This window comes from Pseudomonas sp. MOIL14HWK12:I1 (assembly GCF_000510705.1).
Classification (GTDB): domain Bacteria; phylum Pseudomonadota; class Gammaproteobacteria; order Pseudomonadales; family Pseudomonadaceae; genus Chryseomonas; species Chryseomonas oryzihabitans.
Map to the genome: position 1 here is coordinate 321310 of NZ_KI783309.1, position 13074 is coordinate 334383.

Consider the following 13074-nt stretch of genomic DNA (forward strand, 5'->3'; position numbering starts at 1 on the left):
GTCTCAGGCCTTGGGTTTGTAGGCGATGCAGTCGATCTCGACCTTGCAGTCCACCATCATGGAGGACTGCACGCAGGCGCGCGCCGGGGCATTGCCGGCGAAGTACTCGGCGAACACCTTGTTGAAGCTCCAGAAATCACGCGGATCGTCCAGCCAGACGCCGGCACGCACCACGTGCTCCAGACCGTAGCCGGCTTCGTGCAGGATGGCGATCAGATTCTGCATGGTCTTGTGGGTCTGGGCGACGATGCCGCCGTCGATGATCTCGCCATTCTCCATGGCCACCTGGCCGGAGACGTGCAGCCAGCCATCGGCTTCCACCGCTCGGGCGAAGGGCAGGGGTTGGCCGCCTGCGCCGCGTTCGCCGGCGCCGTATCGGGTGATGCTCATAAGGGTGCTCCTGTAGCGGGGGAAGGATTCAGAAGGAGGTCCGGCCGAGAAATTCGGCGAGACGGGTGGAACGGGGGCGCTCGAAGAGTTCGCGGGGCGGGCCCTGCTCCTCGATGCGGCCCTGGCTCATGAAGACGATGCGATCGGACACCTCGTAGGCGAATTTCATCTCGTGGGTCACCAGCAGCATGGTCATGCCGTCCTGGGCCAGGTCCTTGATCACCGCCAGCACCTCGCCGACCAGCTCCGGGTCCAGTGCCGAGGTGGGTTCGTCGAACAGCATCAGGCTGGGATTCATGGCAATGGCGCGGGCGATGGCCACCCGCTGCTGCTGACCGCCGGAGAGTTGGCCGGGATGATGGTCGCGTCTTTCGATCAGGCCGACCCGGCGCAGCCACTGTTCACCCAGGGCGATGGCTTCGTCCTTGCCCATCTTCTTGACCTTGCGCAGGCCGAGGGTGACGTTTTCCAGGGCGGTGAGGTGGGGAAACAGATTGAACTGCTGGAAGGCCATGCCGGTGAGCGAGCGCTGGCGGGCGATCTCGCGCTCCGGTAGGCGCTGGCGGCGACCGCCTTCCTCGCGGTAGCCGATGGCCTCGCCGGCCAGCTGGATGCTGCCACCCTGGAAGTCTTCCAGCAGGTTGACGCAGCGCAGCAGGGTGGTCTTGCCCGAGCCGCTGGAGCCGATCAGGGTGACCACGTCACCGCGGTCCAGGGACAGGTCGATGCCCTTTAGCACCTCGGTGGCGCCGAAACTCTTGTGCAGGCCGTTGATGCTCAACAGCGGGGCGTTGGCGTCGGTCATGGCAGGGTCACCCGTTTTTCCAGATAGCGGCCGAGCCGCTCGATGGCGAAGTTGATGAGAAAGAACAGCAGCCCGGCGAACAGATAGAACTGCAGGGTCATGAAGGTGCGGGCGATGACCTGCTGGCTGCTCAGCAGCAACTCGGCCACGCCGATCACCGAGAGCAGGGTGGAGGCCTTGACGATCTCGGTGGAGGCATTGACCCAGGTCGGCAGGATCTGGCGCAGCGCCTGGGGCAGCAGCACCTCCTTGAGACTCTGGGCGAAGGTCAGGCCGATGGCCTTGGCCGCCTCGTGCTGGCCGCGGGGGATGGCCTGCAGGGCGCCGCGGACGATCTCCGCCACGTGGGAGCCGCAGAACAGCAGCAGCGCCGCGGTGCCGGCCTGGAAGGGCGTGGGCCGCAGACCCAGCGCCGGCGCCATGTAGTAGCAGGCCAGCACCAGCACGAACACCGGGGTGCCGCGGATCAGGTCGGCATAGAGGCGAAAGGGCAGGCGCAGCGGCCAGCGGCCATAGGTCAGCGCCAGGCCGCCGAGGGTCCCGAACAGGGTGCCGCCGAGCACCGCCAGCACGGAGCAGGCCAGGGTGGTGGCGAACCCGGCGGCCAGGGTCTGGCGCGCGTTCCACAATTCCAGGAACCAGGAGGGGGCTTCGTACACGATCGGGCTCCTAGCGGGTCAGGCTCAGGCGTCGCTCCAGCTGGCGCAGCAGCAGGGCGATGACGTAGCAGGTGAGGATGTAGAGGGCGCTGGTCACCAGCCAGGTCTCGATGACCCGGTAGCTTTCCAGGTTGATCTTGCGCGCCTGGTAGGTCAGCTCCGGCACGGCGATGGCCGCCGCCAGGGAGGTGTCCTTGAACAGCGAGATGAAGCTGTTGGAAAGCGACGGCAGCACGTTGCGCAGCATCACCGGAATGATGACGTAGGCCTTGATCTGCCACTCGCGCAGGCCGATGGCCAGGCCCGCCTCGCGCTGGCCCTTGGGAATGGCCATGAGCCCGCCGCGAAACACCTCGGCCAGGTAGGCCCCGGCATAGAGCGCCAGGGTGATGAGAAAGGAGCTGAGCTTGTCCAGGCGGATGCCGACGCTGGGCAGGGCGAAGTACAGCAGCAGGATCAGCACCAGGATCGGGGTGTTGCGCACCAGGGTGACATAGCCCCCCGCCAGCCAGCGCAGCGCCCGCACCGGCGAGAGCAGGGCGAAGGCGGTGGCCAGGCCGATCAGGCAGCCGATGGCGATGCCTACCAGCGCCAGCTGCAGGCCGAGGGCGAGCCCGGCCAGCAAATGGTCCAGGTTCTGCCACACGGGGGCGAAGTTGAGGGTGTAGTTCATGCTCGACGTCTACCTAGAGGGCGCGGACGGACCGCGCCGGGGCCAGGATCACTTGAACTCGACGGGGAAGCCGATCGCCGGAGAGGGGAGCTCGACGCCAAACCACTTCTTGAAAGACGCCTGATAGGTGGGGAATTCCACGCCGGTCATGGCCTCGTGCAGGGCGGTGTTGACGAAGTTCAGCCAGTCCTGGTCGCCGCGCTTGACCGCGCAGGCATAGGTCTGGGGACTCCAGGCATAGTCGGGCGAGCGGTAGCGGCCGGGATTCTGGGTCATCAGGTACTTGACCGAGGACTGGTCGGTGGCCACGGCGTCGGCACGGCCGGTGCCGAGGGCCTGGTAGAGCAGGTCGACGCTGTCGTACTGGTCGACCTTGGCGCCGGGCAGTGCCTGGTGCACCAGTTCCTCGGCATAGACGTTCTGCAGCACGGCCACGGTCAGGTCGCCCTTGGCCGCCTTGAGGTCGTCGATCTGCTGGTAGCGGCTGTTGGCCGGCAGGAGCAGGGCCACGCCTTCGCGGTAGTAGGGCAGGGTGAAGGCCACCTGCTGGGCGCGGCTGGCGGTCACGGTGATGAACTGGCAGCTGATGTCGACCTTGTCGGTGAGCAGGTTGGGGATGCGCGCATCCGAGCCCTGGACGACGAACTCGACCTTTTCCGGATCGTTGAACAGGCCCTTGGCGATGACCTTGGAGATATCGATATCGAAGCCTTGCAACTTGCCGTCGGCGCCCTGGAAGTGCCAGGGCGCATTGGTGCTGCCGGTGCCCACGACCAGATGGCCGCGCTTGAGCACGTCATCCAGCTTGGCCGCCTGGGCGCCGGTTATGGCGACCAGGCCGACCAGCAGCGCCAGCGTTTTCCACCCCTTCGTCTTGCCTGTCATCGCATGTCTCCTTTTCCGTTATAGCGGAAGTATGTTCGTAACAACGGAATAGATTGCAGCGACTGTGCCAGCTATTCGCATGACGTTGCAAATCAAGGGCTTGGCACGGGGGACAGGCAGCCGAAGGGGTTCCCGGTGCGCCAGGGGGCACCGGGAGGTGGCGGAAGGTAACGGGGATGCACCAGCTGGAGGCGTTACCTGGTAGCGCTCAGGCGGAACGTGGGAAGGTCGACCGCAGATCCCCGGCGCGCGGCAGGAAGCGACCATGACGCTCGCCAATGGCTTGCCCCGGTGCATAGGCCAGTTGCCCATTCACCCAGACCGCTTCGATGCCTTCGGCAGGCCGTTGCGGCTCGCTGAAGTCGGCCACGTCGCGGATGCGGGCGGGATCGAACAGCACCAGGTCCGCCTGGGCGCCCGGCTCGATCAGGCCGCGACCCGCCAAGCCGAAGCGGGCAGCGGAGAGGCCGGTCATCTTGTGCACGGCGGTGTGCAAGGGAAAGAGGCCGAGGTCGCGGCTGAAGTGACCGAGCACCCGCGGGAAGGCGCCCCAGAGTCGCGGATGGGGGAAGGGGTCCTCGGGCAGGCCATCGGAGCCGATCATGCTCAGCGGATGGGCGAGGATGAGGCGTACGTCGGCTTCGCTCATGCCGTAGTAGACGGCACCGGCCGGTTGCAGGCGGCGGGCGGCTTCCTGCAGGTCCAGGCCCCAGTCGGCGGCGATGGCGGCCAGGTCGCGACCGCCGCACTCGGGATGCGGGGTGGACCAGGTGATGGTGATGCGGTGGCGGTCGGTGACCTGCTTGAGATCCAGGGTGGAGGAACTGGCGGCATAGGGATAGCAGTCGCAGCCGACCGGCTGGCCGTGGGCGGCCCGCGCCAGGGCGCCGAGCAACTCCGGCGCGCGGCCCCAGTTGTCCACCCCGGCGCACTTGAAGTGGGACACCACCACCGGCGCCCGGGCCTGGCGGCCGATGTCCAGGGCTTCGTCCAGGGCTTCGTGCACTGCGGCGAATTCGCTGCGCAGGTGGGTGGCATAGAGTCCGCCCACGGCGTCCAGCTCGGCGGCCAGCTCCGCCACCTCCGCGGTCGGCGCCGCCATGGCGGAGGCGTAGGCCAGGCCGGTGGAGAGCCCCAGGGCGCCAGCGGCCAGGCTGTCGCGCAATTCGGCGCGCATGGCGGCGATCTCGGCAGGGGTGGCGGCACGCTGGAGATCGTCCAGGTGATTGCTGCGCAGCGCCGTATGCCCGACCAGGGCGGCGACGTTGACCCCGGGGCGGGCCTGCTCCACCGCCGCGCGGTAGGCGGCAAAGGTGGGATAGCCGAAGGCCGCAGCCGGCCCGAGCAGATTCAAGGGATCCGGCGGCTCCCCGCGCAGCCGCACCGGGGCAGCGCTGATGCCGCAGTTGCCCACCACCACGGTGGTGACCCCCTGGCTGAGCTTGGGCAACTGCTCGGGGCGGCGGATGACCATGGTGTCGTCATGGGTATGGACATCGATGAAGCCGGGGGCCAGGGCCAGGCCGCGGCCATCGCGGACCTCCCGCGCAGGTTGCCCGGCCAGCTGACCGAGTGCCTGGATACGCTCGCCGGCAATCGCCACGTCGAGTACCCGGCCTGGACGGTCGCGACCATCCAGCACAAGGGCATTGAGAATCACTACATCATGCATGCCAGAGCCATCCTACAACCGTTGAGGGACGCCTTTCGACCGTCGGGTGGCAAAGGGCCATATAAGCGAGACGGCAGGCCGATAGCGATAGAACTGTTACAGAAAACTCTGTCTATTACGTCACAAATTGGGCGGTACAGCCCGAGTGACCCCTTCTGCCGCCCGTGAGCTCGCCATGAATCTGTTGACCCCTGTCATAAGTCTAATGAATCGCCTGAGATTCCCCGCCAAATTCGCCTGCCTGGCGGCCATCGTCCTGGTGCCCCTGATCTTTCTCAGTGTCTACCTCTATCAAGACATCCAGGAACAGCGGGTCGGCCTGGTCCAGGAAATCGACGGTCAGCGCTATCTGACGCAACTGACCCCCATCGCCCGCCTGAGCATGTTGCAGCGCGCCCTGACCAAGCGGCTACAGGATGGCGATGCCTCTGCCCAGCAGGATTGGCAGAACAACCGTGACAACCTGCTCAAGGCCTATGACGATCTGGGCCGGCTGGATCGCGAACTCGGCACCCGGCTGGAAACCGGGGATCGCCTGAACCAGTTGCGGCGGGGCGCCGAGCGTCTGATGCAGGGCGCCACGGGCACCCCGCTGGAGGTGTTCGAGGCCTGGAACGAGCAACTGATCCAGACCCTGAATCTCTTCTATTACGTCTCGGCCACCTCCGGCCTGGCGCTGGACTCGGATTACACCAGTCTCTTTCTCATCGACATCAGCTCGCTGCGCCTGCCGCGGGAAATCAACCTGATCGGCCAGCTGCGCGGGCTGGCCACCGGTCTGAGCGCCAACAATCGCTTCGATCCGGCCAGTCTGAATCTGGCGCGTACTGTGGTGAATCAGGAGCGGCAGACGTCCGACGAGCTGGAGCAGGGCCTCAGACTCCTGGCGCGTCAGGCGCCAGACCTGGCCCAGCGCCTCAAGGCCTCCCTGGCCCAGGCGGCGGACGACTATGCCAACTTCCGTCAGGGCATGCTGGCCGCCATGACCAATGAGGGTACGGTTTCCGGTCGCGCCCTGGGTACCCAGGGCAATGCCGTGGTCGCCCGCTACTACAAGGTGCAGGACGAGGCGCAGGGCCAGCTCTCCCAGTTGCTGGCCGAGCGTCTGGCCCAGGCGACCACGCTGCGCAATCTGGTCGTGGGCATGATCCTGGGCGCCCTGCTGCTGCTGGCCTATACCTTCGCCGGCATCTACCAGGCCCTGCGCCTGGGGATCGCCGAACTGGTCGGGGTGACCGCCGCCGCCGCCCAGGGCGATCTGAGTCGCCGCGCCGCCCTGTACGGGCGTGACGAGATCGCCGACATCGGCCGTAGCCTGAACGCGATGCTGGAGGCCTTCGGTCGCTCGCTGCGCGAGGTGGATCAGGCCTCCAGCGCGGTGGCCGAGGCCGCGGGGTCCCTGGCCGGCTCCATCGGCCAGGCCCGTTCGACCATGCAGACGCAACAGGGCGAGACCGATCAGGTGGCCACCGCCATCACCGAGATGACCGCCAGCGTGGCGGACGTCGCCAACAACACCGAAGGCGCCGTGGCCGCGGCCCAGCAGGCCGATCAGGCCACCCGGGAAGGCACCCGGGTGATGCAGCAGACGCAACAGGCCATCGAGGCCCTGGCCGCCGAGGTGGACCTCAGCGCCACCAAGGTCGCGGCCCTGGAAACCCACAGCCAGGCCATCGGCGGGGTCATCGCGGTGATCCGCACCATCGCCGAGCAGACCAACCTGCTGGCGCTCAACGCCGCCATCGAGGCCGCTCGGGCCGGCGAGCAGGGCCGCGGCTTCGCCGTGGTGGCCGATGAGGTCCGCACCCTGGCCTCGCGCACCCAGACCTCCACCGAGGAAATCCGCCGCATCATCGAGCAGTTGCAGGCCGCCACCGGCGAGGCCGTCGGGCAGATGCAGGCCAGCCGCGGCCATGCCCTGACCGGCGTCGCGGCGGCCGAGCAGGCCAGCGTCAGCCTGACCAGCATCGGCGCCGCGGTGGAGCGCATCGTCGACGTCAATGTGCAGATCGCCAGTGCCGCGGAACAGCAGGCGGCGGTCTCTGAAGACATCAACCGCAACACCACCGGCATCCGCGCCAGCACCCTGCAGGTCCTGACCGGTATCGAGTCCGATGCCGGTACCGCCGAACGCCTCGCCGGCCTCTCCCAGGACCTGCGCGGCATCGTCTCGCGCTTCCGCCTCAGCGCCTGACGGCGCCGCTCATCGGCGCAGATTAGGTCGGACTTTACAACACGGCAGCTGCGGATAACTGTATAAATAGACAGTTATCCGCAGGAGCGCCTTGTCATGTCCGTTACCGTCCTGGGTTGCCTGGAATCGTCCGACACCCGGCTGCCGCTCTATGATTTTCGCCTGCCGTGCGGCTTCCCGTCGCCGGCCCAGGATCATCTGGAGCGCCAGGTCTCGCTGGACGAGCTGGTCGACCTGCGCGCGCCCCACACCTATGTCATCCAGGTCAGTGGCGACAGCATGACCGGCGCCGGCATCTTTGCCGGCGACCTGGTGATCGTCGATCGCGCCCGGCCGGCACGGGTCGGCGACATCGTGGTGGCGGTGCGCGATCGCGAACCCACCCTCAAGCGCCTCGGTCGGCGCGGCGCCAATTTCGTCCTGCTGGCGGAAAATCCCGCCTATGCCCCCCTGGTCATCGGCGAGCGCGACGACTTCGAGGTCTGGGGCGTGGCCACCCACAGCCTGAGGCGTTTCGGCCATGGCTGAGTCGGTGCTGGCGCTGATCGACTGCAACGCCTTCTATTGCAGTTGCGAGCGGGTCTTCCGCCCCGATCTCGCCGGGCGCCCGGTGGTGGTGCTGTCCAACAACGACGGCTGCGTGATCGCCCGTTCGCCCGAGGCCAAGCGCCTGGGCATCGCCATGGCGGCGCCCTGGTTCCAGGTGCGCGAACTGGCCCGGCGCGGCGAAGTGACGGCCTTCAGTTCCAACTATGCCCTCTATGGCGATCTCAGCGACAGGGTGATGCGCACCCTGGCGACCCTGGTGCCGCGCCTGGAGCGTTACAGCATCGACGAGGTGTTCGCCGATCTGGCCGGCCTGCCCGAACCCCTGGACGCCCTCGGCCATCGCCTGCAGGCGCGGGTGCAGAAGTGGACGGGCATCCCGGTCAGCGTCGGCATCGCCGGCACCAAGACCCTGGCCAAGCTGGCCAATGCCGCCGCCAAGCGTTGGCCGGAGCGCACCGGCGGGGTGCTGGATCTGCGCGATCCGGCGGTGCATGACTGGGTGCTCAGGCATTCGCCCATCGAAGACGTCTGGGGCGTCGGCCGGCGCCTGGCCGCGCGGCTGCGCGGGGAGGGGGTCAGCACGGCCTGGGAGTTGGCCGGGCAGGATGCCTGGTCGCTGCGCCAGCGCTACAGCGTGGTGCTGGAAAAGACCGCGCGGGAATTGCGCGGTCTGGCCTGCCTGAGTCTGGAAGAACTGGAGGCGCCGCGGCAGACCATCTGCAGCAGTCGCATGTTCGGTCGCCGCCAGTATCAGTTCGGCGCCCTGGCCGAGGCGGTGGCCAGCTACACCGCCCGCGCCGCGGAAAAGTTGCGCGCCCAGGGTTCGCTCTGTCGCACCCTGAGGGTCAGCATCCAGACCGGCATGCACGGCGCCGACGAAGGCCGCTACGCCAATGCCGCCCTGCTCAACCTGCCGGTGCCCAGCGACGACACCCGGGTGCTCAACGACCAGGCCCAGGCGGGCCTGCGCGAGATCTTTCGCGACGGCTTCGGCTACGCCAAGGCCGAGGTGCTGTTGCTCGATCTCTGCGGCCGTAGCGAGGTGGCGGCGGATCTCTTCGCCGCCGCCCCGGATCCGGCCGCGGCCCGGCTGATGGCGACCCTGGACGCCATCAACGGCCGGTTCGGTCGCGAGACCCTGAGACCGGCGCGGATCCCGCGCGATCCCGCCTGGCAGATGCGCCGCGACCTGCTCAGCCCGCGCTACACCACCCGGCTCGATGAACTCTGGACGCTGGGCTGAGCGGCCAGCGTCCGGCTAGCCGGCGCGTACCACCCGCCGCCCGCGCCACCAGTAGCCCACCCCCAGCAGCAGGAACCACAGCGGACTGGCCAGCAGCGCCTGGCGGGTGTCGTCCTGCAGGGTCAGCAGCACCAGCACCGCGGCGAAGAAGGCCAGCACCCCGTAGCACACCCAGCGCCCGCCGGGCAGGCGGAAGGCCGAGGCGGCATGGCGCTCCGGACGGTTGCGGCGGTAGGCCAGCCAGGCCAGCAGGATCAGCGACCAGACGAACATGAACAGCACCGCGGCCAGGGTGGTGACCAGGGTGAAGGCGGTGACCAGGTTGGGGATCAGGTAGATCAGCACCGTACCCAGCAGCAGGCACAGGCAGGACAGCACCAGGCCACGCGCCGGCACCGCCGCCCGCGAAAGGCGGGTGAGGCCGCGTGGCGCATGGCCTTCGCGGGCCAGGCCATAGAGCATCCGGCTGGTGGAGAAGATGCCGCTGTTGGCCGAGGAGGTGGCGGAGGTCAGCACCACGAAATTGATCAGGCTGGCGGCCATGGGCACGCCGGCCAGCACGAAGAGTTCGACGAAGGGACTCTTGTCCGGCACCACCTGGCGCCAGGGCGTCACCGCCATGATCACCACCAGCGCCAGCACATAGAACACCAGGATGCGCACCGGAATGGAGTTGATCGCCCGCGGCAGATTGCGCCGCGGATCGGCGGTCTCGGCGGCGGTGGTGCCCACCAGCTCGATACCGACGAAGGCGAAGACGGCGATCTGGAAACCGGCGAAGAAACCGCCCAGCCCCATGGGAAAGACGCCGCCGTCGTTCCACAGGTTGGCGAGGCTGGCGACGTTGCCCGAGGGCGACTGGAAGCCCCAGAGCACCAGGCCGAATCCGGTGACGATCAGGGCGCAGATGGCGACGATCTTGATCAGCGCGAACCAGAATTCCAGTTCGCCGAACAGCCGCACCGTGACCAGATTCAGACCCAGCAGGAGCAGCACGCAGAGCAGCGCCGGGATCCAGGGCGCGAGGCTGGGAAACCAGAACTGGGCATAGGCGGCGATGGCGATGACATCGGCGATGGCGGTGACGATCCAGCAGAACCAGTAGGTCCAGCCACAGAAGAAGCCGGCCCAGGGCCCGAGCAGATCGGTGCAGAAGTCGATGAAGGACTTGTACTCCAGATCCGACAGCAGCAATTCGCCCAGGGCGCGCATGACAAAGAACAGGGCGCTGCCGATGATCAGATAGACCAGCAGGATCGAGGGGCCGGCCAGGGCGATGGTCTTGCCCGAACCCATGAACAGGCCGGTGCCTATGGCGCCGCCGATGGCGATCAGTTGCAGATGGCGATTGGACAGGCTGCGTTGCAGCCCCTCGGGCGGGGTGGGAGACGCGGACATGACGAGCGGATACCTGACAGCGACAGCGGGGGCCACACGGTAAGAGATGCACGGCGCCGGTGCCAGTCGTTTCACCGGGACAGCATGCCGCAGGCCCGGTCCCGCCTCGGATGGGCAGGGCGGCGCCAGCGATGGATCGCGGTACTGGCAGGGGGCTTGCGTACCTGCCTATCATGGGCATCCGGGCGCCTTGCGGCAGGCCCGGACGGCCACGAGATCCCTCCGTGCCTCTGCCAGTGAGTCGTCCCTTGTCCTATCTCGAAAGTTTCGCCTGGGAAACCACGCCACTGGGCGCGCGCGCCAGCTGGCCCGTGGCCCTTCGGACCACCTACGACCTGCTGATGGCGTCTCCCTTCGCCATGTGCGCCACCTGGGGCGCCGAGCAGACGCTGATCTACAACCAGGCCTACGCCCCCTTTCTCGGCGCCCGCCATCCGGCCGCCCTGGGGCTGCCGATCGACGAGGTCTGGGCGGAATTGTGGGACGAGATCGCGCCGCTGATCGCGCGGACGCTGGCCGGCGAGGCGCTGCACTTCGTCGACAAGCACTTCGTGATGACCCGCAACGGCTATCCCGAGGACACCTACTGGAGCTTTTCCTACAGCCCGCTGCGCGATGGCGAGCGCATCGTCGGCATGCTCAACATCACCACCGAGACCACCGCCAGTGTTCAGGCCCACCGTCAGCGCGATGTGGCCGAGGCCGCCCTGCGGCGGCACAACCTGACCCTCGAACAGGAGCTTTCCGCACGCATCGACGAGCTCGACAGCGCCCGCGCCGCGGAGAGCAGCGTGCTGGCCGCCGCCGAGCGCGTGCAGCTGGCCCTCGCCGCCGGCGCCATCATCGGCACCTGGTACTGGGATCTGCCCACCGACAGATTCACCGTCGACGAGGCCTTCGCCATCAACTTCGGCCTCGACCCGGCGCTGGGTCGCGATGGCCTGAGCCTGGCGCAGGTGGTGGCCACCGTCCATCCGGACGACCAGGCCGGCCTGGCCGCGGCCATCGCCGACGTCATCGGCCGCGGTGGCCGCTATGCACACCAGTACCGGGTCCGCCGCAGTGACGGCCGCTACTACTGGCTGGAGGCCAACGGCCACGTCGAACTGGCGCCGGATGGCACCCCGCTGCGCTTTCCCGGCGTGCTGCTGGACGTGGACGCCCGCCGGGCCCTGGCCGACGAGCGCGACCGCGCCCTGGCGGACCTGCGGGACCTGACCGCTACCCTCGAGCAGCGGGTCGAAGAGCGCACCGAAGAATTGCGCCGCTCGGAAGAGGCCCTGCGTCAGTCGCAGAAGATGGAAGCCGTGGGGCAACTCACCGGCGGCCTGGCCCACGATTTCAACAACCTGCTCGCCGGGATCTCGGGCAGCCTCGACCTCATGAGCCTGAGAATTGGCCAGGGGCGCTTCACCGAGCTGGAAAAATACCTGACGGCTGCCCAGAGCAGCGCCAAGCGCGCCGCGGCCCTGACCCATCGGCTGCTGGCCTTCGCCCGCCGCCAGACCCTGGCCCCGGAAGCCACCGAGGTCAACCAGCTGGTGGGCGGCCTGCTCGACCTGGTGCAGCGCACCGTGGGGCCGGCCATCCAGGTGCAATTCAGCAGCCTGCCGGACGACCAGCCCCTGCTGGTGGACCAGTCCCAGCTGGAGAACGCCCTGCTCAACCTGTGCATCAATGCCCGTGACGCCATGCCCAAGGGCGGACGCATCCTCATCGCCGCCAGTCATCGCACCCTGGGCGAAGCGGATATCCGCGACTTCGAGCTTGCACCTGGACGCTATCTGCATCTGAGCGTGACCGACAGCGGCAGCGGCATGACGCCGGAAGTCGCCGCCAAGGCCTTCGAGCCCTTCTTCACCACCAAGCCCATGGGGCAGGGCACAGGCCTGGGGCTGTCGATGATCTATGGCTTCGCCCGCCAGTCTGGCGGCCAGCTGCGGCTGCGCTCGACACCCGGCGAAGGCACCACCGTCTGCCTGTATCTGCCCCTGCGACCGGTGGAGCGGCCGTGCGGCTCGCCTCTGGCAGACGGTCAGCCCTGTCTGCTGGAGGGCGCCAATGCCACGGTGCTGGTGGTCGACGACGAACCCACGGTGCGCATGCTGGTGACCGATCTGCTGCGCGAACTGGGCTACGTCATCATCGAGGCCGCCGATGGCGCCGGCGGCCTGGAGGTGCTGCACTCCGATGCGCGCATCGATCTGCTGGTCACCGACGTCGGCCTGCCCGGCGGCATGAATGGCCGCCAGCTGGCCGACGCCGCCCGCGTCCGCCGCCCGGCGCTCAAGGTGCTGTTCATCACCGGCTTCGCCGAAACCTCGCTGCTCAGCGACGGCCACCTGGAGCCGGGCATGGCGATCCTGACCAAGCCCTTCGCGGTGGAGGCCTTGGCGCAGCGGGTGAAGGGATTGGTGGCGGGGTAGGTTTCGCGCGCGAAACCCCTTTGGCAGGGCCCGGAAACGCAACGGCCCCCAATCAGCGTGTCCGCAAGGACTGATTGGAGGCCGTCTGGATCTGGAGCGGGCGAAGGGAATCGAACCCTCGTCATGAGCTTGGGAAGCTCAGGTAATGCCATTATACGACGCCCGCGTGGGGTGCCTTTG

Annotated in this window: 11 protein-coding genes and 1 tRNA gene; 4 read left to right on the forward strand and 8 right to left on the reverse strand. The window is 67.8% G+C overall.

Annotated features, from left to right (window positions below; translation table 11 throughout):
* Window positions 1–3 precede the first annotated feature (3 nt).
* The 6 genes from PSEK12I1_RS0122585 to PSEK12I1_RS0122610 form a co-directional block, all read right to left on the reverse strand.
* Window positions 4–390: a RidA family protein gene (locus PSEK12I1_RS0122585; protein ID WP_027603007.1), complete on the reverse strand. Its 387-nt coding sequence runs from the start codon at window positions 388–390 to the stop codon at window positions 4–6.
* A 28-nt stretch (window positions 391–418) separates the two neighbouring features.
* A complete protein-coding gene (locus tag PSEK12I1_RS0122590; RefSeq protein WP_027603008.1) occupies window positions 419–1195 on the reverse strand; it encodes an amino acid ABC transporter ATP-binding protein in 777 nt (258 codons plus the stop codon).
* The gene (locus tag PSEK12I1_RS0122595) at window positions 1192–1854 is read right to left on the reverse strand and encodes an amino acid ABC transporter permease (RefSeq protein ID WP_027603009.1); all 663 of its coding nucleotides are present in this window, start codon (window positions 1852–1854) and stop codon (window positions 1192–1194) included. The genes PSEK12I1_RS0122590 and PSEK12I1_RS0122595 overlap by 4 nt, the downstream gene beginning before the upstream one ends.
* A 10-nt stretch (window positions 1855–1864) precedes the next feature.
* Entirely contained in the window at window positions 1865–2527 is a 663-nt protein-coding gene (locus tag PSEK12I1_RS0122600; RefSeq protein ID WP_027598510.1) for an amino acid ABC transporter permease, read from the reverse strand.
* 48 nt (window positions 2528–2575) lie between these two features.
* Window positions 2576–3412 carry a transporter substrate-binding domain-containing protein gene (locus PSEK12I1_RS0122605; protein ID WP_037007317.1) on the reverse strand — a complete coding sequence of 279 codons (837 nt, stop codon included), beginning with the start codon at window positions 3410–3412 and terminating at the stop codon, window positions 2576–2578.
* Window positions 3413–3620: 208 nt separating this feature from the next.
* Window positions 3621–5084, reverse strand: coding sequence for an amidohydrolase family protein (locus tag PSEK12I1_RS0122610; RefSeq protein WP_027603011.1), 1464 nt, complete (start codon window positions 5082–5084; stop codon window positions 3621–3623).
* Between the two features lie 175 nt (window positions 5085–5259).
* On the opposite strand from PSEK12I1_RS0122610, the gene PSEK12I1_RS0122615 reads away from it, so the two are divergent.
* The 3 genes from PSEK12I1_RS0122615 to PSEK12I1_RS0122625 all read left to right on the forward strand — a co-directional run bounded on the left by PSEK12I1_RS0122615 (window position 5260) and on the right by PSEK12I1_RS0122625 (window position 9070).
* Window positions 5260–7278, forward strand: a complete 2019-nt coding sequence (locus PSEK12I1_RS0122615; RefSeq protein WP_027603012.1) for a methyl-accepting chemotaxis protein — start codon at window positions 5260–5262, stop codon at window positions 7276–7278.
* A 96-nt stretch (window positions 7279–7374) separates the two neighbouring features.
* On the forward strand, window positions 7375–7806 hold the full coding sequence (locus PSEK12I1_RS0122620) for a LexA family transcriptional regulator (RefSeq protein ID WP_027598514.1): 432 nt from the start codon (window positions 7375–7377) through the stop codon (window positions 7804–7806).
* A complete protein-coding gene (locus PSEK12I1_RS0122625) occupies window positions 7799–9070 on the forward strand; it encodes a Y-family DNA polymerase (protein WP_027603013.1) in 1272 nt (423 codons plus the stop codon). Before PSEK12I1_RS0122620 ends, PSEK12I1_RS0122625 begins: the two co-directional genes overlap by 8 nt.
* A 15-nt stretch (window positions 9071–9085) precedes the next feature.
* On the opposite strand, the gene cycA is transcribed toward PSEK12I1_RS0122625, so the two are convergent.
* Window positions 9086–10468 (reverse strand): D-serine/D-alanine/glycine transporter, encoded by a 1383-nt coding sequence (gene cycA / locus PSEK12I1_RS0122630; protein WP_027603014.1) that lies wholly within the window; start codon window positions 10466–10468, stop codon window positions 9086–9088.
* A gap of 248 nt (window positions 10469–10716) precedes the next feature.
* On the opposite strand from cycA, the gene PSEK12I1_RS0122635 reads away from it, so the two are divergent.
* Complete coding sequence (locus PSEK12I1_RS0122635; protein WP_027603015.1) at window positions 10717–12894, forward strand: ATP-binding protein; 2178 nt, start codon at window positions 10717–10719, stop codon at window positions 12892–12894.
* A 92-nt stretch (window positions 12895–12986) separates the two neighbouring features.
* On the opposite strand, the gene PSEK12I1_RS0122640 is transcribed toward PSEK12I1_RS0122635, so the two are convergent.
* Window positions 12987–13060, reverse strand: a tRNA-Gly gene (locus PSEK12I1_RS0122640).
* Window positions 13061–13074 lie beyond the last annotated feature (14 nt).